Origin of the sequence: Paracoccus yibinensis (assembly GCF_030846195.1) — a bacterium.
In the GTDB taxonomy this organism is placed as follows: domain Bacteria; phylum Pseudomonadota; class Alphaproteobacteria; order Rhodobacterales; family Rhodobacteraceae; genus Paracoccus; species Paracoccus yibinensis.
In genome coordinates this window covers 526,639-548,073 of record NZ_JAVCWH010000002.1, presented here as the reverse complement: position 1 = coordinate 548,073, position 21,435 = coordinate 526,639, and the positions used below count along the sequence as shown (strand labels likewise).

General features: G+C 66.9%; 17 protein-coding genes. 7 read left to right on the top strand and 10 right to left on the bottom strand.

Going from position 1 to position 21,435, the window contains the following annotated elements:
• The first annotated feature begins 12 nt into the window (after nt 1-12).
• The gene (locus RAH32_RS06300; RefSeq protein WP_306606179.1) at nt 13-2,178 is read left to right on the top strand and encodes an RNA degradosome polyphosphate kinase; all 2,166 of its coding nucleotides are present in this window, start codon (nt 13-15) and stop codon (nt 2,176-2,178) included.
• Nucleotides 2,179-2,234: 56 nt separating this feature from the next.
• Nucleotides 2,235-3,761, top strand: coding sequence for a Ppx/GppA family phosphatase (locus RAH32_RS06295; RefSeq protein ID WP_373429673.1), 1,527 nt, complete (start codon nt 2,235-2,237; stop codon nt 3,759-3,761).
• Between the two features lie 22 nt (nt 3,762-3,783).
• On the opposite strand, the gene RAH32_RS06290 is transcribed toward RAH32_RS06295, so the two are convergent.
• The 3 genes from RAH32_RS06290 to RAH32_RS06280 all read right to left on the bottom strand — a co-directional run bounded on the left by RAH32_RS06290 (nt 3,784) and on the right by RAH32_RS06280 (nt 7,233).
• Nucleotides 3,784-4,737: a hypothetical protein gene (locus tag RAH32_RS06290; RefSeq protein WP_306606177.1), complete on the bottom strand. Its 954-nt coding sequence runs from the start codon at nt 4,735-4,737 to the stop codon at nt 3,784-3,786.
• Between the two features lie 535 nt (nt 4,738-5,272).
• A complete protein-coding gene (gene groL, locus RAH32_RS06285; protein ID WP_306606175.1) occupies nt 5,273-6,910 on the bottom strand; it encodes a chaperonin GroEL in 1,638 nt (545 codons plus the stop codon).
• Nucleotides 6,911-6,945: 35 nt separating this feature from the next.
• Nucleotides 6,946-7,233 (bottom strand): co-chaperone GroES, encoded by a 288-nt coding sequence (locus RAH32_RS06280; RefSeq protein WP_089386456.1) that lies wholly within the window; start codon nt 7,231-7,233, stop codon nt 6,946-6,948.
• A gap of 197 nt (nt 7,234-7,430) precedes the next feature.
• Here RAH32_RS06280 and RAH32_RS06275 point away from each other — a divergent pair, with 197 nt between their 5' ends.
• Nucleotides 7,431-8,444 carry a TraB/GumN family protein gene (locus RAH32_RS06275; protein WP_306606171.1) on the top strand — a complete coding sequence of 338 codons (1,014 nt, stop codon included), beginning with the start codon at nt 7,431-7,433 and terminating at the stop codon, nt 8,442-8,444.
• A gap of 3 nt (nt 8,445-8,447) precedes the next feature.
• Here the strand turns inward: RAH32_RS06275 and RAH32_RS06270 are convergent, their stop codons facing one another.
• Nucleotides 8,448-11,396: a hypothetical protein gene (locus tag RAH32_RS06270; protein ID WP_306606169.1), complete on the bottom strand. Its 2,949-nt coding sequence runs from the start codon at nt 11,394-11,396 to the stop codon at nt 8,448-8,450.
• A 188-nt stretch (nt 11,397-11,584) separates the two neighbouring features.
• On the opposite strand from RAH32_RS06270, the gene RAH32_RS06265 reads away from it, so the two are divergent.
• The gene (locus tag RAH32_RS06265) at nt 11,585-12,715 is read left to right on the top strand and encodes an SIMPL domain-containing protein (protein WP_306606167.1); all 1,131 of its coding nucleotides are present in this window, start codon (nt 11,585-11,587) and stop codon (nt 12,713-12,715) included.
• Nucleotides 12,716-12,746: 31 nt separating this feature from the next.
• Here RAH32_RS06265 and RAH32_RS06260 read toward each other — a convergent pair whose 3' ends face one another.
• On the bottom strand, nt 12,747-14,027 hold the full coding sequence (locus RAH32_RS06260) for an O-acetylhomoserine aminocarboxypropyltransferase/cysteine synthase family protein (RefSeq protein WP_306606165.1): 1,281 nt from the start codon (nt 14,025-14,027) through the stop codon (nt 12,747-12,749).
• A gap of 128 nt (nt 14,028-14,155) precedes the next feature.
• On the opposite strand from RAH32_RS06260, the gene RAH32_RS06255 reads away from it, so the two are divergent.
• Complete coding sequence (locus RAH32_RS06255; RefSeq protein ID WP_306606163.1) at nt 14,156-14,815, top strand: hypothetical protein; 660 nt, start codon at nt 14,156-14,158, stop codon at nt 14,813-14,815.
• Nucleotides 14,816-14,818: 3 nt separating this feature from the next.
• Here the strand turns inward: RAH32_RS06255 and RAH32_RS06250 are convergent, their stop codons facing one another.
• Nucleotides 14,819-15,658, bottom strand: a complete 840-nt coding sequence (locus tag RAH32_RS06250; protein WP_306606161.1) for an AAA family ATPase — start codon at nt 15,656-15,658, stop codon at nt 14,819-14,821.
• A 161-nt stretch (nt 15,659-15,819) separates the two neighbouring features.
• Between RAH32_RS06250 and dksA the strand changes: the two genes are divergently transcribed.
• A complete protein-coding gene (dksA, locus tag RAH32_RS06245) occupies nt 15,820-16,242 on the top strand; it encodes an RNA polymerase-binding protein DksA (protein WP_103171341.1) in 423 nt (140 codons plus the stop codon).
• Nucleotides 16,243-16,246: 4 nt separating this feature from the next.
• Complete coding sequence (locus RAH32_RS06240; protein WP_306606158.1) at nt 16,247-17,374, top strand: FAD-dependent oxidoreductase; 1,128 nt, start codon at nt 16,247-16,249, stop codon at nt 17,372-17,374.
• Nucleotides 17,375-17,439: 65 nt separating this feature from the next.
• Here RAH32_RS06240 and glmM read toward each other — a convergent pair whose 3' ends face one another.
• The 4 genes from glmM to RAH32_RS06220 are packed head-to-tail and all read right to left on the bottom strand — an operon-like array spanning nt 17,440 to nt 21,236.
• Complete coding sequence (gene glmM / locus RAH32_RS06235) at nt 17,440-18,786, bottom strand: phosphoglucosamine mutase (protein WP_306606156.1); 1,347 nt, start codon at nt 18,784-18,786, stop codon at nt 17,440-17,442.
• A complete protein-coding gene (gene folP / locus RAH32_RS06230; protein ID WP_306606154.1) occupies nt 18,783-19,760 on the bottom strand; it encodes a dihydropteroate synthase in 978 nt (325 codons plus the stop codon). The genes glmM and folP overlap by 4 nt, the downstream gene beginning before the upstream one ends.
• Nucleotides 19,757-20,536, bottom strand: coding sequence for a dihydroneopterin aldolase (locus tag RAH32_RS06225; protein ID WP_306606152.1), 780 nt, complete (start codon nt 20,534-20,536; stop codon nt 19,757-19,759). Before RAH32_RS06225 ends, folP begins: the two co-directional genes overlap by 4 nt.
• Before the next feature lie 43 nt (nt 20,537-20,579).
• Nucleotides 20,580-21,236 carry a cell wall hydrolase gene (locus RAH32_RS06220; RefSeq protein WP_306606150.1) on the bottom strand — a complete coding sequence of 219 codons (657 nt, stop codon included), beginning with the start codon at nt 21,234-21,236 and terminating at the stop codon, nt 20,580-20,582.
• Between the last annotated feature and the right edge of the window lie 199 nt (nt 21,237-21,435).

Genomic DNA, 21,435 nt, shown 5'->3' with positions numbered 1-21,435 from the left:
AAGGTCAGGACCATGACACAAGCAGATTTCCTTCGGACGCCCTTTCCCGAACCCCAGGACCTGCCTGACGGGGTCCCCCAGGACGGCGCGCGCTTCTTCAACCGCGAAATCAGCTGGCTGTCCTTCAACTGGCGCGTCCTGGACGAGGCGCGAAACCCCCGGGTTCCGCTTCTGGAACGGCTGCGCTTCGTGTCGATCAGCGCGACCAACCTGGACGAATTCTATACCGTTCGGGTCGCGGGCCTGCGCGAATTGGTGCGCGAAGGGAACGCCACGCCCTCCGACGACGGGCTGACGCCCGCCGAACAGCTTGCCATGATCAACACCGACGCGCGCCGTCTGATGGGTGCGCAGCAAGGCGTCTGGAACCGCCTGCGCCGAGAGATGGAAGAGGCGGGCATCGTCATCCTGTCGCGGTCCCGCCTGACCCGCGCCGAGGAGGAGTTCCTGCACGATTATTTCGAGCGCAAGGTCTTTCCGGTCCTGTCGCCGCTGGCCATCGACCCGGCGCATCCGTTTCCCTTCATCCCCAACGCCGGCTTCTCGCTGGCGCTGGAACTGGCGCGCGAAACCGACGGGCGGCAGATGCAGGCGCTGCTGCCGATCCCCGCGCAGCTTGCACGGTTCATCCCCCTGCCCGGAGGAGAGCGGTTCTTCAGGCTGGAGGATCTGCTGCTGATGCACCTGTCGTCGCTGTTCCCCGGCTATCGCGACACGGGCCATTGCGCCTTCCGCGTCTTGCGCGACAGCGACCTCGAGGTCGAGGAGGAGGCTGAGGATCTGGTGCGCGAGTTCGAGACCGCGTTGAAGCGCCGCCGCCGGGGCAGCGTCATCCGGTTGAAGATCACGCGCGGCGCCCCCGACCGCCTGCGCCGCCTGATCATGGAGGAACTGGAGGTCGGCCCCGACGAGGTGATCGAGGTCGAGGGGCTGCTGGGCGTGGCGGATCTGTCCGAACTGGTGCTGGATTCCCGGCGAGACCTTCTGTGGCCTGCCTTCACGCCGCGCGTTCCCGAACGGGTGCAGGACCACGACGGCGACATGTTCGCCGCCATCAAGCAGAAGGACATGCTTCTGCACCATCCTTATGAGACCTTCGACATGGTGGTGCGCTTCCTGGCGCAGGCGGCCCGCGATCCGAACGTGCTGGCGATCAAGCAGACGCTGTATCGCACCAGCCGCGACAGCCCGATCGTCGATGCGCTGTGCGAGGCCGCGGAATCCGGCAAGTCGGTCACGGCCCTGGTGGAACTGAAGGCCCGTTTCGACGAGGCTGCCAACATCCGCCAGTCCCGGCGGTTGGAACGGGCGGGCGCGCATGTCGTCTATGGCTTCATCAACTACAAGACCCATGCCAAGATCAGCACGGTCGTGCGGCGCGAAGGCGACAATCTGGTCACCTATACCCATTACGGGACCGGCAACTATCACCCCATCACGGCGCGCATCTATACCGACCTATCGCTGTTCACCTGCGACGCAGCCCTTGGCCGGGACGCGACCAAGGTCTTCAACTATCTGTCCGGCTATGTGCAGCCGGCCGGGCTGGAAAACATCTCCATCTCGCCCATCGACCTCAAGGACAAGCTTCTGTCGCTGATCTCGCGCGAGGCCGAGTTGGCCCGGCAAGGCCGCCCGGCGGCGATCTGGGCCAAGATGAACTCTCTGATCGAAAGGGATGTGATCGACGCGCTTTATGCGGCAAGCGCGGCGGGGGTGAAGATCAGCCTGGTCGTGCGCGGCATCTGCGGGTTGCGCCCCGGCATCCGGGGCCTGTCGGACAACATCCGCGTCAAGTCCATCGTGGGGCGATACCTGGAACATTCGCGCATCGTCTGCTTCGGCAATGGCCATGGGCTGCCGTCCAAGCGGGCGCGGGTCTTCATCAGTTCGGCCGACTGGATGGACCGCAACCTGAACCGCCGGGTCGAAACGCTGGTGGAATGCGTCAACGACACCGTCAAGGCGCAGATCGTCAGCCAGATCATGGCTGCGAACATGGCGGACGAGGCGCAAAGCTGGCTTTTGCAACCCGATGGCCGGTTTGTGCGATATCTTCCCGAAGGCCGGGACGACCTGTTCAACTGTCACCGCTTCTTCATGGATCACCCGTCCCTGTCCGGGCGGGGCACGGCAGGTGCCGGCGACGTTCCGGCACTGACCCATTCGAATGATTGACGTGCCGGGAAGGGCAAGTCATTAACGGCACGATGCGGGCCAAGCAGGAGACGCGGATGAACGGCGTGCGGACGACGACCGGCAAGAAGGTCGAGCCTTTCGGCAAGATGTTCGCGACCCTGCCCAAGCGGGCCTTGTCGCGGGTAGGCGTGGTCGATGTGGGATCGAACTCGATCCGCATGGTGGTCTTCGACGGCGCGGCCCGTTCGCCCGCCTATTTCTATAACGAAAAGGTCATGGCCGGGCTTGGCGCCAGGATGGCCCAGACCGGCCGCTTGAACCCCGAAGGCGTCGAACGCGGCTTTGCCGCCATGCAGCGTTTTGCGGCCCTGGCCAAGGGCATGGACATCGACCCGCTGACCTGCGTGGCCACCGCCGCCGTGCGCGAGGCCGCCGACGGTCCCGAATTCCAGGCCCGCGTCGAACGCGAGACCGGCATCAAGATGTATGTCATCGACGGCGAGGAGGAAGCCCGTCTTTCGGCCCAGGGCGTGCTGCTTGGCTGGCCCGACGCGCGCGGGCTGGTCTGCGACATCGGCGGCAACTCGATGGAACTGGCCGAGGTGGCGGACGGCCAGGTGGGCAAGCGCGTGTCGTCCCAGCTTGGCCCCTTCCGCCTGCAACAGGTGCCTGGCGGCAAGGACGGTCTGCGCAAGCACATCAGGAAGGTGGTGGCCGATCTGGCCCGGACGATGGGTACCCATCACGAACGCATCTATCTGGTCGGCGGCAGTTGGCGGGCCATCGCCCGGCTGGACATGGAACGCGTGGGCTATCCCATGACCGTCCTGCACGAATACCGCATGACGCCTCAGGCCGTGGCCGATACCGTCGCCTGGATTGCAGATAACGACCTGGCTGACCTCAAGGCGCGGACCGGGCTGTCATCGTCACGGATCGAACTGGTGCCGCTGGCCTCGCAGGTGCTGGCGCAACTGACTGAAATCTTCGCGCCGGCAGAGCTGGCCATATCCAGCTATGGCATCCGCGAAGGGCTGCTTTACGAACAGATGCCGGAAAACCTGCGCAAGCGCGACCCCCTGATCGAGGCCGCGCGCTTTACCGAACGCCAGATGGCGCGGATGCCGGGGTCGGGCAAGAAGCTGTATCACTTCCTGCAACCGCTGTTCCGCGACATGTCCCCCGAACGCGACCGCCTGATCCGCGCGGCCTGCCTGCTGCATGACACAAGCTGGCGCGCCCATCCCGATTATCGGGCCGAGGCCTGCTTCGACAACGTAACCCGCGCCAACATGGCCGCGCTGAGCCACCCCGAACGCGTCTTCCTGGGCCTGGCGCTGCTGCACCGCTACAAGAACAGCCGTGCCGGATCGCCGATGGCGCCGCTGTTCAAGCTGCTGTCCGAGGCCGAGATCCGAGATGCCGAGATCCTGGGCAAGGCCATGCGCTTTGGGGCGATGCTGGCGCTTGACGATCCGGCGGATGCGGGCAAGTTGATCCTGACGGAACAGGAACTGCGCCTGCACCTGACGTCCACCGGCCGCAAGCTGATGGGCGAGGTGGCCGAGGCACGGTTCCGGTCCCTGTGCAATGCACTTGGCCTGCTGCCCGTGATCGGTTAACGTTCCTGCCCCTCCCCTTGCCCTATCGGGCACGGTCCCGCGTCAGGGATCTGAGGCCTGCATAAGCGGGCTGTCCGACGTGAACCACAAGGTATTTGGCCTTCTGCCGCAGCCATTGCCCAGGCGTCACCTTCAGCCTGGCATCATATGCCGCTTTCGGGCGCAGATGCGGCTGCAATGCCAGAATTGGCGGAAGCACGCTTTCCAGATGGTCCTGGAACGGCAGCTTCAAGGTCTTCGGCCAGTAGTGGAAGACAATGTCCCATGCGGAAAAGATCGTGGTTGTCCGTTCGGCAGCCATGCCAACCGCAAGCTGTTCGCAGGTATGGACCCGGGTTTGGGTCCAGAGATGGTCGCAAAGGCGAAGGCTTTCACGAAGGACGTCGATATCACTATGGTGAAAGCCAGTAATGCCCGAATTCCACATCTTGCTGTGATTGTGCAGAACCGCCTTTGTGCCGTCGCTCCATGTGAACGGATGGTTGTGAATGCCGTCCCGTATCTTCCGGGTGATCCGGTTCGAGGCCAGGCGAAGATTTTTCTCTGCAACATGCAGGCAGCTGCGCCCGGGGCCGATGCGATCGAACAGCAGCATGGGCGAACGCTGGAAGCAGGTATCCGTGTCGACGAATGCCAGCTTGCCCCTGTATCGTTCAAGCGCCTCGATGATGACCATCAGCTTGCGACGGTGTTTGTAACTGCTCCCCTCAAGCCAGGCATCCAACTTGACCTTGTCGATCCGCATTACGGTTACTCCCGCAAGGGCTGCGAAAGCTTCGGGGTGATCGGTATAGACCACATAGCGGACACGGCCGGTGCCGAAAGGTTCGAAATGGGCGGCCGTGAGCAGAGAAAAGACGGCTTCGTTGATATGCTGACCCTTGCCATAGGCCAGGTACAGCAGCGTTCCCGCATATCGAGAATCGGCTTCTTCAATGCTCAAGCCTGTCTCGACACTCAATTCCTGCAAAGCCATCTTTCAACAACTCCGAAACAATAACTTCAACTGGCGACATGGGATGTTGCGGCCTGAATTACGCCGCAAGTCGGTTGGATGCGAGGTTGCTCAATTAGGCACGACCGAAATCCAACCAGTCAAGTGAGGAATGCAGAAATTCGTGCAGAGATAATAAAAATATAATTAAAACAACGGACTGTTGAAAAATTATTTACAATCTTCCTTAATAAATTTCAACCGGAAGATTATCAGGGCTTTAGGAATGTTTCTCTAACTGAGAACAGTCCTTGTTCTGGTGCTGTGAACAACACCCTTAGGGCACATGGAGCAGCCATCGCCCAAGGCATCCTGCCTGCGCCGAACGTGCTGGTCATCGCCGATCCCCGCAATGCTGCACTTGACGCCGGACAGCCTTGCAGCGCCGGAGGTGGCAGCGTTCCGGGCGCAGATCCCCTTTCTTTCAGAATATGACTCAGTCGCGTAGAGCAGGCGTGGAATGGAAAAAGGGCACCCGAAGGCGCCCTTTCCATTTCTGCCGCAGGGCAAGGGATGATTACATCATCCCGCCCATGCCGCCCATGTCGGGCATGCCGCCGCCAGCCGCTTTCGGCTCGGGCTTCTCGGCGATCATGGCTTCGGTCGTGATCAGCAGACCGGCAACCGAGGCAGCGTCTTCCAGCGCGGTGCGAACCACCTTGGCCGGGTCGATGACGCCGAACTTGAACATGTCGCCATATTCTTCGGTCTGGGCGTTGAAGCCGAAGGACTTGTCGTTCGACTCGCGGACCTTGCCGGCAACCACGGCACCGTCAACGCCGGCGTTTTCGGCGATCTGGCGCATCGGGGCTTCCAGGGCGCGGCGCACGATGGCAATACCGGCTTCCTGGTCCGAGTTCTCGGCCGACAGGCCTTCCAGCGCCTTGCCGCCCTGAACCAGGGCCACGCCGCCGCCGACGACCACGCCTTCCTGCACGGCCGCACGGGTCGCGTTCAGCGCGTCGTCCACACGGTCCTTGCGCTCTTTCACTTCGACCTCGGTCATGCCGCCGACGCGGATGACGGCGACGCCGCCAGCCAGCTTGGCCACACGTTCCTGCAGCTTCTCGCGGTCATAGTCCGAGGTGGTTTCCTCGATCTGCTGACGGATTTGCGAAACGCGGGCTTCGATCTCGGCCTTCTCACCGGCGCCATCGACGATGGTGGTGTTGTCCTTGTTAATCGAGACCTTCTTGGCGCGGCCCAGCATGTCGATGCCGACGTTTTCCAGCTTCATGCCCAGGTCTTCGCTGATGACCTGGCCGCCGGTCAGGATGGCGATGTCCTGCAGCATGGCCTTGCGGCGATCGCCGAAGCCCGGAGCCTTCACGGCCGCAATCTTCAGACCGCCGCGCAGCTTGTTGACGACCAGCGTGGCCAGGGCCTCGCCCTCGACGTCCTCGGCAACGATCACCAGCGGCTTGCCCGACTGGATGACCGCTTCCAGCAGCGGAACCATCGGCTGCAGCGACGAGAGCTTCTTCTCGTGCAGCAGGATGTAGGCGTCTTCCAGTTCCGCAACCATCTTGTCGGGGTTGGTCACGAAATAGGGCGACAGGTAGCCGCGGTCGAACTGCATGCCTTCGACGACTTCGACCTCGGTCTCCATGCCCTTGTTTTCTTCGACGGTGATCACACCCTCGTTGCCGACCTTCTGCATCGCGTCGGCGATAAAGCGGCCGATCTGCGCCTCGCCGTTGGCCGAGATGGTGCCGACCTGGGCGACTTCGTCGCTGTCGTTGACCGGACGCGAGGCAGCCTTGATGGCCTCGACGACCTTCGAGGTCGCGAGGTCGATGCCGCGCTTCAGATCCATCGGGTTCATGCCGGCGGCAACGGCCTTCATGCCCTCTTTCACGATGGCCTGGGCCAGAACGGTCGCGGTGGTGGTGCCGTCACCGGCTTCGTCGTTGGTGCGCGAAGCGACTTCGCGGACCATCTGGGCGCCCATGTTCTCGAACTTGTCGGCCAGTTCGATTTCCTTGGCAACCGACACACCGTCCTTGGTGATGCGCGGGGCGCCGAAGGACTTGTCGATCACGACGTTGCGGCCTTTGGGGCCAAGCGTGACCTTCACGGCGTCGGCCAGGATGTTGACGCCTTTCAGCATGCGGTCGCGGGCGTCGGTATTGAACTTGACTTCTTTCGCAGCCATTTGATTCTCCTGATTTTATCGGTGAAGGTGGCGGATCAGGCGATGACGCCCAGGATGTCGCTTTCCTTCATGATCAGCAGCTCTTCGCCGTCGATCGTGACTTCGGTGCCCGACCATTTGCCGAACAGTACGCGGTCGCCCGCCTTGACCGAGGGCGCGATCAGTTCGCCCGAATCCTTGCGCGCGCCTTCGCCGGTCGAGATGACCTCGCCCTCGGCGGGCTTTTCCTTCGCGCTGTCAGGGATGATCAGGCCGCCCTTGGTCTTTTCGTCCGACTGGACGCGGCGGACCAGAACGCGGTCATGCAGCGGTGTGAATGCCATGGTTGAACACTCCGTGTTTCAGGTTGCAGTGTCGCATTGTTGGCACTCGTATCGTGTGAGTGCCAATGGACGGTGATGTAGGCCAAGGCTTCGGGCCTGTCAACGGCGGGTGGTCGCCAAAATGTGCGCCGGTCACGCTGGCCAAGGGGGGGGTGTCTGTGACAGTTTCCCGTCATCTGGCGATCAAGGAGAGAACCGTGCGCAGCCTTCTGGTGGGAGTCCTGGTGCTGTGGGCGGGGGCGGTGTCCGCGTCGGAATGCTTGGGCACGAACCTTTTCGATACCATGACCCCCGATCAGCGTGCCGAGATCGACGCCGCCGTGGCGGACGTGCCGTTCCACCAGGGCCTGCTGTGGCGGGCCAGCAAGGGCGACCAGAGGATGGTTCTGGTCGGCACCTATCACTTCGGCGATCCGCGCCACGACGCCATGATGGCCCGGCTGGAGCCGATGCTGGCGAACGCCGCCGCCGTGTTCGTCGAGACGGGACCGGCCGAGGAGCGGCGACTGACCGAGGCCCTGGCATCCGATCCCACCCTGATGGTCGATTCGACCGGGCCGACCCTGCCGGAACGTCTTGACGACCGCGAATGGGCGGCGCTTTCGGCCGCAATGGCGGATCGCGGCACACCCGCCATCATCACGTCTAAGCTGCGGCCCTGGTATGTGGCGATGATGCTGGGTGTCAGCCCCTGCATGATGCGGCAGGTGGCCGATGGGCATGGGCAGCGGGAAGGCCTGGATCGCCGCCTCATGGACCGGGCCGAGGCGCTGGATATCCCCGTACGGTCGCTGGAGCCCTGGGACACGGTCTTCACCCTGTTTCGCGACCTGACGCCGCAGCAGGAAATCGAGATGATCCGGGCGGCCCTGCCGGCCGCGTCCCATGCCGATGACTATGCCGTCACGCTGACGGATGCCTATTTCGCGGGGGATGTCTGGCGGATCTGGGAATTCGGCCGCTTCGACGCCTATCGCAATTCGGGGCTGACGCGGGACCAGATCGATGCGCAGATGGACCTGGTCAAGGAACAGCTGATGGATCGGCGCAACGCAGCCTGGATCGGTCCGCTGACCAAAGGGGCGCGAAAGGCCGCCGCCCAGGGCAAGGGCATCGTCGCGGGGTTCGGCGCGTTGCACCTGCCGGGCAGCGGGGGCGTGCTGCGCCTGCTGGAACAGGACGGCTGGACCATCACCCGGCTGGACGGCTGATCCTCAGCGCCCGCCCAGCACCGACAGCGCCTGCTGCTGGCCACCCTTCACGAAGGTGATGCGGCTGTCGCCGATATCGGTGATCGTGCCGCCGTTGATGCGGTCGCCCAGCCGCAGGGTCAGCACGCGGCCGTTCGACAGGCGCACAAGGGCGCGGCTGGCCTTGCCCGCGCCGATGGTGCCGATGATCTGGGTCCGGTTGATCTGGATGCCGTCCTTGACGGTGGCGGCGACGCCTGCCGTGGTCGGCGTGCGGCCGTCCGGGATACTGGCCGCGACCTCCGGCTCGTCCTCGGCCTCGGGCGGGGCATAGCGTTGCTGGCGGGCGGCGGCGGCGCGGGCTTCGGCCTCGGCCTGGGCGCGGGCGCGGGCTTCGGCTGCGGCGCGGGCCTGTGCCTCGGCCTGGGCGTCCTGGGCGGCGCGGGCGCGGGCGCGGGCCTCGGCTTGGGCTTGCAGTTCGGCATCCAGGCGGCGCTGTTCGGCCAGGGCCGCTTCCTCGGACTGGGCCTGGGCGGCGGCGCGCAGATCCTCGACGCTTGGTGCCAGGGGTGCTGCGGCAACGGCGGCGGCCACGGCTGCCGCCCCTCCGCCTGCTGCCGCTGCACCTGCCGCCGCTGCGCCCGCTGCGCGGCGTGGCGGGAGGGCAGATGAACGAAGCGCCGTCAAAGCGACGGCGCCTGGCAGGGGAGAGTTTTCGGATACGGCTTCGGCAACGGCCTGATCGATGGCCCTGCCGGACAGGCTGGCGCTGCCGGGACCGGGGTCGCCGCGGGCCACGGTTCTGGCCCCGCCGGGCCGGGCCAAGGGCCGGGCCGACCGCCCCAGGCCGGTGCCTGACGCTGACCGCGTGCGCGGCGCTTCCGCGACCGCTGCCGCGACGGCATCCTGCACCGCACGTTGCGACGGTCCGCCGACGGCGACCGGCTTGCGGGTCGGGCGGGCATCCGCCAGCCGGATCAGCGCCCCGCGTTCCGCAGTGCTGAGGCCTGTCGCGCCCGCCTGTGCCGTGCGCAGGTCGCGCAGCAGGTCGGTCAAGGCGCGTTCTTCAGCCTGGGTCAGGCGGGTCGGCTGCCCATCCTCGGCCCGGCTGCCTTCCTCGATCATGCTTTGACGTTCGGGCCGGGCAGGCGGTCGGTTCGAGGACGCGGCAGGCGGTGTCGCGCGGGCGGGTGCCGAAGCGGGCGTCACGGCGGGCTGGGTGGCGGGCCGTTCGGGCGGGCGCGACCCGGTCAGCCCGGCTGCGTCGGGACGCGCGCGTTCGGCGAAGGGCTGCGGATTGGCGGGGACCGTGGGGCGGGCATCGGTCCGTGCCGGGGGCGTCGCCCGCACCGGAGCCACGCGCGGCGGCCGGGCCGAGCTGGCCAGCCGCTGCGTCGGTGTTTCCACGCGGGCGGCAGGGGTTGCAGGCGCGGAGGGCACCGGAGAGGCCGCGGGCGGAGCGGCTGCGGGCGTCGAGCGCGCGGCCTGCGCCGACACGGGGGCAGGGGCGTCCTCCATGGTCAGGGCGCTGACCGGCGCCTGAGGCGCGGCTGCCTGGGGCGTGGTCATGGCCTGCGTCAATGCCTGGGTCAGCGCATCCTCGGGCTGCGGTGCGGGCGTAGCGGCCGGTTGCACGGGCGCCGGCTGGGGGCGCGTGGCCGTGACCGCAGGCGTGGCGGGGCCGGCCTGGACGGCGGCAGTTTCAGGTGCTGCATCCGTAGGCTCCGTGATCTCCGTCGCCTGGGTGGTCTCCGTGACCGCCGCCGGGGATGTCGGGGCGGCAGCCGGGGCCGCTGCGGTTTCGGCCGGCTGTGTTTCGGTTTGGACCTGTTCGGGTTCCGCAACGGGTGCGCTTACCACGGCTTCGGCTGCGGGTGCTTCGGCCACGGCTTCGGCCGTGGGCGCAACGGGCGCCGCTTCCTCTGCCGCCTCGGCGGTATCTGTCGGCGCAGGCTGCGTCACGGGATCTGCGGGCAGCGCAGGGGCCTCGGCAGTCGTCACAGGTGTCGGTGCCACACCATCGTCGGAAGGCGCACCGAAGAAGGCCAGCACCAGCACAAGTCCCACAACCAGGACCCCCATCAGCACCGGCAACCGGCCCGGATCCAGTCTGCGCAGGCGCGCCGCAAGCGACGGTGCTTGGGCCGCGTCCTGGGAGGCGGGCGCCGGGTGCGCGCGGGCTTCGCGGGCGCGGTCATGGACGGCCTGCGCGCGCGGCGGCAGGATGCGGGGCGCAGCGGGGGCCTTGACGTCCTTGTGGCGGATCACGGCGGCAGCCGGGGCGGCGGCAGGTTCGGGTGCGGGTTCGACCTGCGCCGGAGCGGCATCTGCGACCACATGCGGCACGATGCGGCTGATGACGAGCGGTGCATCGACCCTGTCGCTGGCAGGCTCCGGGACGGCCACGGCTGGGTCTGTCACGCGCGCCTGCGCCAGATCCGGCTGGCTGAAGGGCGGGCGGGTGAAGCCGTCGCCGGCCATCCGGCTGGGACCGAAATCGGGCTGGCCGTCGAAGCGGTCATCCTCGGGACGGGCGACGAAGCCGGCGGGGCGGAAACCTTGCGAGCGGGCGAAATCCTCGGCCTCCTCAAGGGTGCGGCGGGCGACGGCGGCGACACGCAGCGTCTCGATGTCGCCATGGACCGACGGGCACCAGTCGAAGGCCAGATCCGCGGCCTGATAGGGGGTCATCGCCTCGAGCGCGCGGGCGATGGCCTTGGGGGTGTCCGTGCCCACCGGAACCGTCAGCGTGGTATACAGGATCTGGTCGTCGGGAATGACCAGGATCGTGTCGGCCTGACCCGTCACGGCCCCCGCCTCGTTCCGCAGAGCGGCCAGCCGGGCGGTCATTTCGCGGCCCGCGAAGGGGGCCTGGCCCAGGGGTCGCCATCCAAGTCCGTCGCGATGTTCCAGCAGGACCGCCTCGGGCGTGAAGCTCATGGCGAAATCGGGCGGCGCAATATGTCTGTTCATGGTAATGACTGCTCGATGACGATCGCGTGTTATGAATGTCCGCGACTTGGTGGGATTACCGCAGATCTACCGGATTTCATGCCCTGAGGAAAGCCAAACTGGCGGATCCGTGAACGCATTTGCTTTGAACTTCCTGCCCCGATTGCTGTTAGCTGGGGCAAGGCAGTTTTCGCAGAGAGGACAGAGACATGACCATCTTTTCGCACCGGCTGGCACGGGCCGCCCTGGTGGCATCGACAGCCCTAGCGCTTGGCGCCCCGGCCATGGCCGCGCCGGGCAAGGGCGGGCATGGCATGTGCCACCCCGGCATGTCGCGCCTGACCGTGACCGGCGAGGGCGAGGCGCGGGCGGCCCCCGACCTTGCGACGATCCAGTTGGGCGTGACGACGCAAGCCGCCAGCGCGGCCGAAGCGATGCGCCAGAACTCCACCCGGCAGACCGCGGTGATCGAAGCCCTGGCGGGGGCGGGGATCGAGGGGGCCGATGTCCAGACCTCGGGCCTGAACCTCAACCCGCTGATGGATTATGCCGAAGGCCGCGCGCCCAGCGTCACGGGTTACCAGGCCACGAACATGGTGTCGGTGCGCGTCCGCGACGTGGCCCGCCTGGGCGAGGTTCTGGACGCCATCGTCGCGGCCGGCGCGAACGAGATCAACGGCATCAGCTTCATCCGCGACGACAGCAGCGCGGCCGAGGACGAGGCCCGCCGCGCCGCCGTCGAGGACGCGCGCCACAAGGCCGAGATCCTGGCCGAGGCCGCCGGGCTGACCCTTGGCCCGGTCCTTGTCCTGCGCGACACCCCCATGATGGAAGGACCGCGTCCCATGATGATGGAGGCCCGTGCCGCCGCTGACGCCGCCAAGGTTCCGATTGCCGCGGGCGAGGTCGCCCTGTCCGCCAATGTCGAGATGCAGTTCGCGCTGACCGGCCAGGATTGCGGTCCCATGATGGGCGGGAAGGCCGGTCATGGTCATGGTCATGGTCACGGGCATGGACATGGGGCCGGGCACGGCGAAGGCGCCGCGCCGGGCCAGGGGAGCCATGGCGCCGAACAGGGTGTCCTGCCCCCCGGCCATCCGCCCGTTCCCGGCATGGAAACCCCGGCCCCCGAAGGCGGTGCCGCAGCGCCCGTCCCCGGCAGCGACCCGGCCGCACCGGCACCGGGCGACCTGCCGCCGCCCCTGGGCACCGATACCGGCGCGCCGGAAGCGGACGAACCTGTGGTGCCGATGGGCGAAGCCCCGGCGGACACACCTGCGGATACTCCCGCCGAAGCCCCGGCGGACGCCCCTGCCGAGGGTCAGGCACCCGCAAACTGAACGTGAAAGGGGTCCACGCGGCCCCCTTTCCTTATCCGACCGCGACCGACAGCGCCTGGTCCAAGTCGGCGATCAGGTCGGCCGGATCCTCGATCCCGACCGACAGGCGCAGCAGGTCGGGCGCTGCGCCTGCGGCGCGCTGCTGATCCTCGGTCAATTGCCGGTGGGTGGTCGATGCCGAATGGATCACCAGCGACCGCGCATCGCCCAGGTTCGCCACATGGCTGAACAGCTTCAGCGCGCCCACCACCTTGACCGCCGTCTCATAACCGCCCTTGACCGAGAAGGTGAACAGCGCCCCGGCCCCCTTCGGATACAGCCGCTTCGCCGTCGCGTTCCAAGGCGAGGACGCCAGCCCCGCATAGGTCACGGCCGTCACGCGCGGATCGTTTTCCAGCCATTCCGCGACCTTCTGTGCGTTTTCGACATGACGCGCCATGCGCAGGCCCAGCGTCTCGATACCCATCAGCGTGTAATGGGCGCCCTGCGGGTTCATGGTCATGCCCAGGTCGCGCAGCCCGATGGCGATGGAATGGAAGGTGAAGGCCAGGTTGCCGAAGGTTTCGTGGAACTTCAGCCCGTGATAGGCGGGTTCGGGGGCCGAGAGGCTGGGGAATTTGCCCGATGCCGACCAGTCGAAGCTGCCGCTGTCCACGACCACGCCGCCCGTGACGGTGCCGTTGCCGGTCATGTACTTCGTCAGGCTGTGGACGACCAGCGTCGCGCCCATCTCGATGGGGCGGCACAGGTATGGCGTGGCCAGCGTGTTGTCCACGATCAGCGGGATGCCTGCGGCCCTGGCGATCTCGGCCACCGCCGGGATGTCGGTGACATAGCCGCCGGGGTTCGAGATCGATTCGCAGAACACCGCGCGGGTGTCGTCGTCGATGGCAGCGTGCAGGGCGTCCAGGTCGTCGAAGTCCACGAACCTGGCCGACCAGCCGAACCGCTTGATGGTCTGGCTGAACTGCGTGACCGTGCCGCCGTAAAGCCGGGTCGAGGCGACGATGTTGCGCCCCGGCGCCATCAGCGGGAACAGCGCCATGATCTGCGCCGCGTGGCCCGACGAACAGCAAACCGCCCCCGCGCCCCCCTCCAGCGCGGCAACCCGGTTCTGCAAGGCGCCGACGGTCGGGTTGGTCAGGCGGGAATAGATATAGCCGACCTCTTGCAGCCCGAACAGCCGGGCGGCGTGGTCGGCGTCCTTGAAGACATAGGACGTGGTTTGATAGATCGGCACCTGCCGCGCGCCGGTCGCGGGATCGGGTTCGGTCCCGGCATGGATCGCGGTGGTGTCAAAGCCCTGGGTCATGTCTCTCTCCTCTCGATGTCGGTTGCGGGCAGAAGGTCACGACGGCGCCGCGGTTTCAATCGGGATTGTGGGGTTGTCCCTGCCGGCCCTCGCCCCGATCATGCAGTCACCGCTTCAAAGGACATCCCATGCGCATGATCGACTTCAGCAACTGGAACAGCATCCTGTCCACCGTGATCGGGATCGCGCTGTTCGCGCTGATCGGCATCGGCATCCGGGTGCTGGTGATGTTCACCGTCCAGCAGCGGCGCGAGCGGATGAACCGCCAGATCAACGAACGCCTGCGGGTGCTGATCGCCGCCTACAAGATGCTGGGCGGATCCTTCACGGGCGATCTGGCCGTGGATCCCGCCCATCTGCGCGACCTGCGCCAGCGGGCGATGGACGAGGGGGCGGATCTTACCGAAGGCTCGGACCGCCGCCGCCGCATCCGGGATGCGGTCGAAGCCGCACTGTCCGACATCCTGCTGCTGGGCACGGAAACCCATGTCCGCCTGGCCGAACGTGCTGCCCGCGACCTGGTGGAGGGTCGGCCGGTCCAGACGGATGAACTGGTGCGATCCCTGCGCGACTTCATTCGCACGGCCCTGGATCTGGAGCCCGTGCCGGCAGGCCTTGCCATCCCGCCCCAGGGACCGACCCGCCCCGCACCGGGGGGCGGCAAGGGCAGGGACGAGGGGCGGTCGCGCGGCGGCGGAGGCGGCGGGGCCGGCGCCGGGGGTGGCGGCGGCATGGGCATGGGCATGGCTGCGGGCCGCCATGCCGACGACCCCGCGACCGGCGCCTGAGGCTTACCGCTGCCGCCGGGCCATGAAGGCCAGCTTCTCGAACAGGGCCACGTCCTGTTTGTTCTTCAGCAGCGCCCCATGCAGTTTCGGCAGCATCGTATGGGGATCGCGCCGCAGATCCTCGGGCGCCAGATCCTCGGCCAGGATCAGCTTCAGCCAGTCCAGCAATTCGCTGGTCGAAGGCTTCTTCTTCAGGCCTGGCGTGTCGCGCAATTCGAAGAACTGCGTCATCGCCTGATCCAGAAGCCCGCGCTTCAGGCCAGGGTAATGCACATCCACGATGGCGCGCAGCGTGTCGGCGTCGGGAAAGCGGATATAATGGAAGAAACAGCGCCGCAGAAAGGCGTCCGGCAGCTCCTTCTCGTTGTTCGAGGTGATGATGACCACCGGACGATGCGCGGCCCGGATCGTCTCGCCGGTCTCGTAAACGTGAAACTCCATCCGGTCGAGTTCCTGCAGAAGGTCATTGGGAAACTCGATATCCGCCTTGTCGATCTCGTCGATCAGCAGGACCACCTTGCCGGGCGCCGTGAAGGCCTGCCACAGCTTGCCCCGGCGGATATAGTTGGCGACATCATGGACCCGCGCATCGCCCAGCTGGCTGTCGCGCAGCCGCGAGACGGCGTCGTATTCATACAACCCCTGCTGGGCCTTCGTCGTTGATTTGACATGCCATTCGATGATCGGCAGGGACAGGCTTTCCGCCACCTGCCGGGCCAGTTCGGTCTTGCCCGTGCCCGGCTCGCCCTTGACCAGCAGCGGGCGTTCCAGCGTGACGGCGGCATTGACGGCGACCGCCAGGTCAGGCGGGGCGACATATCGGCCGGTGCCGGTGAACTGCATCAAACTCTCCTTTCAGGTGAAATACTTGGACACGAACAACGCATGGGTCCGCATGTCATTCAACCTTGAACGTTTCGCCTAGTGACAAGCAGCACGTCATACTTTAAGGGGGCGCGCAAGGTGCCGGTTCGCGTTCCACCCGGCCCTGCCGGAGAGCATTTATGAAAGCCCAGACCTTCCTGCCCCAGGACTATCGTCCCGCCGAGGATGAGCCGTTCATGAACGACCGGCAGTTGGAATATTTCCGGCGCAAGCTGGAAGCCTGGAAGCAGGAACTGCTGGACCAGTCCGCCGAAACGCTGGAAGGCCTGCAAGACAGCGCCCGCGCCGTGCCGGACCTGGCCGACCGCGCGTCCGAGGAAACCGACCGCGCCCTTGAACTGCGCACCCGCGACCGCCAGCGCAAGCTGGTCAGCAAGATTGACGCGGCGCTGCGCCGGATCGAGACCGGCGAATACGGCTATTGCGAGATGACGGGCGAGCCGATCAGCCTCAAGCGGCTGGACGCTCGCCCCATCGCCACGATGACGCTGGAAGCGCAGGAACGCCACGAACGGCGCGAGCGGGTCCACCGCGACGACTGATCCGATGTCTGGCGCGCTGCGATCACGGCCCGTCACGGTTGTCGGCGGCGGCGTCGCGGGACTGACGGCTGCCATAGCCCTGCGGCAGCGCGGGGCAGAGGTCACCATCCTGGAACGCGCGCCTGCCATCGCCGAGGTCGGCGCGGGCCTGCAACTGTCCCCCAATGCGATGCGCGTGCTTGACGCGCTTGGCCTGCTTCCGTCGCTTGACGCGGTATCGCTGCCCAGCCACGCGGTGCGGCTGCGCGATGCATCGGGTGCGGATGTGGTGCGGCTGGATCTGGCCCGCCACCGCCCCCAGGCCCGGTTCCGCCTGATCCACCGCGCCCGCCTGATCGAGGTGCTGGAACAGGCCGCGGCCCAGGCCGGCGTGCGGGTCGCCCTGAACCGTCCGGTCGAGACCCCACCCGACGCCCCCCTGCTGATCGGCGCCGACGGGTTGCACAGCCGCATCCGCGCCGCCCTGAACGGGCGCGAAGTGCCCTTCTTCACGGGCCAGACTGCATGGCGCGCCGTCATCGCGGATCAGGACGCGGCCCCCGAGGCGCAGGTGTTCATGGGGCCGAACCGCCACCTGGTCAGCTATCCCTTGGCAGGCGGGCTTCGCAACATCGTGGCGGTCCTGGAAACCCGCGACTGGCAGGACGAAGGCTGGTCCCATCCCGACGATCCCGTCAACCTGCGCGCGGCCTTCGCCCGCTTCGGCGGCCTGGTGCCGGGATGGCTGGCGCAGGTCGATCGGGTCCATGTCTGGGGGCTGTTCCGCCATCAGGTCGCCCCCCGCTGGCAAGACGGACGCATGGCGATCCTGGGCGACGCCGCCCATCCGACGCTGCCCTTCATGGCCCAGGGCGCCTGCATGGCGATCGAGGATGCCTGGACGCTGGCCGCCTGCCTGGACGCCGTGGCCGACCAGCAGGCCGCGCTGATGCGCTATGAAAGCCTGCGAAAGCCGCGCACGACCCGCATCGTCGAGGCGGCGAATGCCAATGCGCGCAACTATCACCTGACCGGGCCTAAACGGCTTGCCGCCCATGCCGCGCTGCGTCTTGGCGGCAAGGTGGCACCCGGCGCAATTCTGGGCCGCTTTGACTGGATCTATGACTTCGATCCGGTCGCGGAAGCGCCCTGAATCTTCTGTGCGAAAATATCCCACAGGGGGTCCGGGGGACGTGAAGTCCCCCGGCGTTCGCCGTTTCAGGCTGCCTTTTCCACCGCCGCGACGATCCCTTCGACTACCTCGCGTAGCACGGTCTCGTTCTCAGCCTCGGCCATGACGCGGATCAGGGGTTCGGTCCCGGACTTGCGGATCAGGACGCGGCCCGTGCCCGCCAGCCGTGCCTCGGCATCGGCGATCACGGCGCGGACCTCGGCCGCCGACAGGGGGTCGGCGCCTGCGGCGTAACGCACGTTCTTCAGCATCTGCGGCACCGGATCGAACTGCGCGGCAAGAACGCTGGCGCTGTCGCCCGTCTCGGCCATGGCGGCCAGGAACTGCATCGCCGCGATCAGCCCGTCGCCGGTCGTGGCATAGTCGGTCATCACGATATGGCCCGACTGTTCGCCCCCCAGGTTGAAGCCACCCTCGCGCATCCGTTCGACCACATAGCGGTCGCCGACCTTGGTGCGTTCCAGCCGCAGCCCGCGCCCGGTCAGGAAATGTTCCAGCCCCAGGTTCGACATCACGGTGGCGACCAGGGCATTGCCCCGCAGCCGGCCCTGTTCGGCCCAGCGGGCCGCCATCAGCGCCATGATCTGGTCGCCGTCGGCCAGGCGGCCTTTCTCGTCGATGATGACGACCCGGTCCGCATCGCCGTCCAGGCTGATGCCCAGATGCGCGCCATGTTCCAGGACCGCCGCCGCGCAGGCCTGGGGATGGGTCGAACCCACGCCGGCATTGATGTTGAACCCGTCCGGCTTGACCCCGATCGGAATCACATGGGCGCCCAGTTCCCACAGCACGTCGGGGGCGGCACGATAGGCGGCGCCGTTGGCGCAGTCGATCACCACGCGCAGCCCGTCCAGGCGCTGCCCTGCCGGGAAGGTGGTCTTGGCATATTCGACGTAACGCCCGCGCCCGTCGTCGATGCGCTTGGCGCGGCCGATATTGGCGGGCTGCGCCGGGGTGATGTCGCCCGCCACGATGCGCTCGATCTCGGCCTCGGCCTCGTCGGACAGCTTGAAGCCGTCGGGGCCGAAGAACTTGATGCCGTTGTCCTCGGCCGGGTTGTGGCTGGCGGAAATCATGATCCCCACATCCGCGCGCATCGACCGGGTCAGAAAGCCTACGGCGGGCGTTGGCACCGGACCCAGCAGCAGCACGTTCATGCCGGTGCTGGTCAGCCCGGCCGTCAGGGCGTTTTCCAGCATGTATCCCGACAGCCGTGTGTCCTTGCCGATGACCACGCGATGGGCGCTGTCGTCGCCCGAGCGGCGGAAATACCGCCCCGCCGCCGCGCCCAGGCGCAGGGCCATCTCGGCCGTCATGGGGTGGGTGTTGGCGCGCCCGCGCACGCCGTCTGTCCCGAACAAGCCTCTGCTCATGTTTCTGCCTTTTCGTTATCGTTGACGGCCTGCCACAGCCGCAGCCCCTGCACCAGTCCGCGCACATCGTGGACGCGGTGTATCTGAACTCCCTGCGCCACCGCCGCAAGCGTCACCGCCAGCGTTCCGGGCGATCTGTCGGCGGGATCCTGCGCCCCGCCGATCGTGCCGATGAACCGCTTGCGCGAGACGCCCAGAAGGATCGCGCAGCCAAGCCCATGATACAGCGAAATCCGCCGCAGGATGGCAAGATTATGCGCCTGCGTCTTGCCGAAGCCGATGCCGGGATCCACCACGATCCGGTCGCGCGGGATGCCCGCCGCCTCGGCCCGGCAGATCCGCGCATCAAGCGCGTCATAGACATCCAGCAGAACATCGTCATAGCGCGGATCGTCCTGCATCGTCTCGGGCAGGCCCTGCGCGTGCATCAGGCAGACCGGCACCCGCGCATCCGCCGCCAGGGCCGCAAGGGCGGGGTCGAAGTCGAAGCCCGACACGTCGTTGATCATCCCTGCGCCTGCATCCAAGGCCGCCCGTGCCACCGCCGCCTTGCGGGTATCGACGGAAACCGGAGCATCGGCCAGGGCGCGGATGACAGGGACGATCCGGCCGATTTCCTCGGGCACCGGAACCTCGACCGCGCCGGGGCGGGTCGATTCGCCGCCGATGTCCAGCAGGTCGGCCCCATCCTGGATCAGTTGCCGGCCCCATTGGATGGGATCATAGCTGCCGCCGTCCGAGAAGCTGTCCGGGGTGGCATTGACGATGCCCATCACGCGCGGGCTGTCCAGGGACAGGCCCAGCACGCCGGCACGAGGCGCGGTCAGCCGCGCCAGCACATCGGGCGGAATGTCCGTGCCAAGCCGGGGCAGGCGGCCGCGTTCCAGGACCTCGACCTGGGAAAAGCGGATCCAGCCCCCGGCAAGGCGGTGGCGGCCGTATGGGTCGGGAAGGGGACGGTGATAAAGGCTCATTCGGCCCCCGAAACTTGGCCCACGGCAATCCCCTCGGGCGGGGCGGGCAGGGGCGAAGCTGTCGCGAAATCGACGCGGTCGGCCGACAGGCGCGCGGCCAGCCAGAAGGCAAGGGCGGGGCCGGCAGGCCGGATGCCGGGGGCCTCGACCGCAAGCCGGGCGGGCGCCCAGACCACCGGCGTTTCGGCGCGAATGGCGGAGTCCAGTTCGGTCCGCGTCTCGGCCACCTCGATGCCCAGGGTTTCGGCCAGGATCCAGGCGGCCTGATCGAAGCCCAGCAGGGCGATGCGGCGGGCGTCGCCGCCCTGCGGCAGGGGCATGGCGGGCGCGTCGGGCATTACCACCACGGCCCCCGAAGGCAAGGCCGCAGGACGGCCCACAACGATCCGCACCGGCAGATGCTGCGATGTCACCGTCATGCGGGCCGCGTCGCGGCTGATGGTGATGCCCAGGGCGCCGGGGCCGCGATCCAGCTTTTCCACAGTGACCGTGATCCGCGCCGCGCGGGGATCGGCCAGAACCTGCGCCGCGATGCGTTCGGCCAGCGTCTCCACCAGATTGAACCGCTGATCCGCCAGGGCGGCATCGACCGCCTGGACCAGCACGTCATAGGACAGGATGCGGTCCACATGATCATCCCTGGCGTCCACGGGATCGCGCAGATCGACGACAAGGGAAAAACGCAGCCGCTGGGTGCGGCCGCGTTCTGATTGAAAGGCGCCGATCTCGGCTTCGACGACATGGTCGCGCAGATGGATGCGGTCAGGCTGGCTCATGCCTGCCATTCACAGCAATTCCCGCCCGCAGGCAAGTCCGGCCTTAATTCGAGGCGACGCGCTGACCCGCCGGACGATAGAAGATGTGCTGCCCGATCTGCACGGTGCGCTGAAAGCGGCGCGACCAGGACGGGCTGACGGCGGGCGTGTGGAAATAGGTGGCCCCACCCGTCAAGGCACGCGGCGCCCCGGCCAAGGCATTGCGGGCGATGTCGCGGGCGCGCAGATAGGCGGACTTGTTCCTGATGGGCTTGCGCCCGCCGATGGTATAGCTGAACTGGCTGGGCTGGTTCACAACCCCGCACACCGACGAGGGGAACTGACGGCTTTCGACGCGGTTCAGGATCACCTCGGCCACGGCGGCCTGGCCGCGGGTGCTTTCGCCGCGCGCCTCGTGATAGATCGCCTCGGCCAGGCAGTTCAGGTCGCGTTCGTCGAACCTGCCTCTTGCCGACCGCTCGGTGCTGGCCGGCAGCAACCTCGCACGCTGATTTTCACGCTGGACCGCAGATTCAGCCTTCACAGGTTCGTCACCCGTATGTAGAAGCGGCATCGGACGCGGTGACTGTGCCGCGGTACCGAACAGCCCGGCATCGGACGAAAACAGCGATCCGTTGCCCGCAGTTGCGTATGTCGCCGTGAAGGTAAGTGCGGCGGCGCACAGGCATGACGGCACCAACCGCTGAAGCAGCGTTTTCATATCTATCCCTATAACCGTGTCGGATGGACAGGTCGTTAAGATCACGGCTGCCCAGAGCAGATGGGCGTCACCGCGTTCAGCGGAATGATTACGGTTTTAGCGATCGGCATATCCACGGAACTTCCCCGTGAGGTTCCGTTCCGGGGTGAAAAGGGATGTTTCCGGCAGCATCTCGCCGACCCGGAAAGCGTCAACCGGC

Bases quoted from the DNA above. Each gene is read 5' to 3' on its own strand.
- RAH32_RS06300 (WP_306606179.1), top strand. From the start codon at position 13: ATGACACAAGCAGATTTCCTTCGGACGCCCTTTCCCGAACCCCAGGAC.
- RAH32_RS06295 (WP_373429673.1), top strand. From the start codon at position 2,235: ATGAACGGCGTGCGGACGACGACCGGCAAGAAGGTCGAGCCTTTCGGC.
- RAH32_RS06290 (WP_306606177.1), bottom strand. From the start codon at position 4,737: ATGGCTTTGCAGGAATTGAGTGTCGAGACAGGCTTGAGCATTGAAGAA.
- groL (WP_306606175.1), bottom strand. From the start codon at position 6,910: ATGGCTGCGAAAGAAGTCAAGTTCAATACCGACGCCCGCGACCGCATG.
- RAH32_RS06280 (WP_089386456.1), bottom strand. From the start codon at position 7,233: ATGGCATTCACACCGCTGCATGACCGCGTTCTGGTCCGCCGCGTCCAG.
- RAH32_RS06270 (WP_306606169.1), bottom strand. From the start codon at position 11,396: ATGAACAGACATATTGCGCCGCCCGATTTCGCCATGAGCTTCACGCCC.
- RAH32_RS06265 (WP_306606167.1), top strand. From the start codon at position 11,585: ATGACCATCTTTTCGCACCGGCTGGCACGGGCCGCCCTGGTGGCATCG.
- RAH32_RS06260 (WP_306606165.1), bottom strand. From the start codon at position 14,027: ATGACCCAGGGCTTTGACACCACCGCGATCCATGCCGGGACCGAACCC.
- RAH32_RS06255 (WP_306606163.1), top strand. From the start codon at position 14,156: ATGCGCATGATCGACTTCAGCAACTGGAACAGCATCCTGTCCACCGTG.
- RAH32_RS06250 (WP_306606161.1), bottom strand. From the start codon at position 15,658: ATGCAGTTCACCGGCACCGGCCGATATGTCGCCCCGCCTGACCTGGCG.
- dksA (WP_103171341.1), top strand. From the start codon at position 15,820: ATGAAAGCCCAGACCTTCCTGCCCCAGGACTATCGTCCCGCCGAGGAT.
- RAH32_RS06240 (WP_306606158.1), top strand. From the start codon at position 16,247: ATGTCTGGCGCGCTGCGATCACGGCCCGTCACGGTTGTCGGCGGCGGC.
- glmM (WP_306606156.1), bottom strand. From the start codon at position 18,786: ATGAGCAGAGGCTTGTTCGGGACAGACGGCGTGCGCGGGCGCGCCAAC.
- folP (WP_306606154.1), bottom strand. From the start codon at position 19,760: ATGAGCCTTTATCACCGTCCCCTTCCCGACCCATACGGCCGCCACCGC.
- RAH32_RS06225 (WP_306606152.1), bottom strand. From the start codon at position 20,536: ATGAGCCAGCCTGACCGCATCCATCTGCGCGACCATGTCGTCGAAGCC.
- RAH32_RS06220 (WP_306606150.1), bottom strand. From the start codon at position 21,236: ATGAAAACGCTGCTTCAGCGGTTGGTGCCGTCATGCCTGTGCGCCGCC.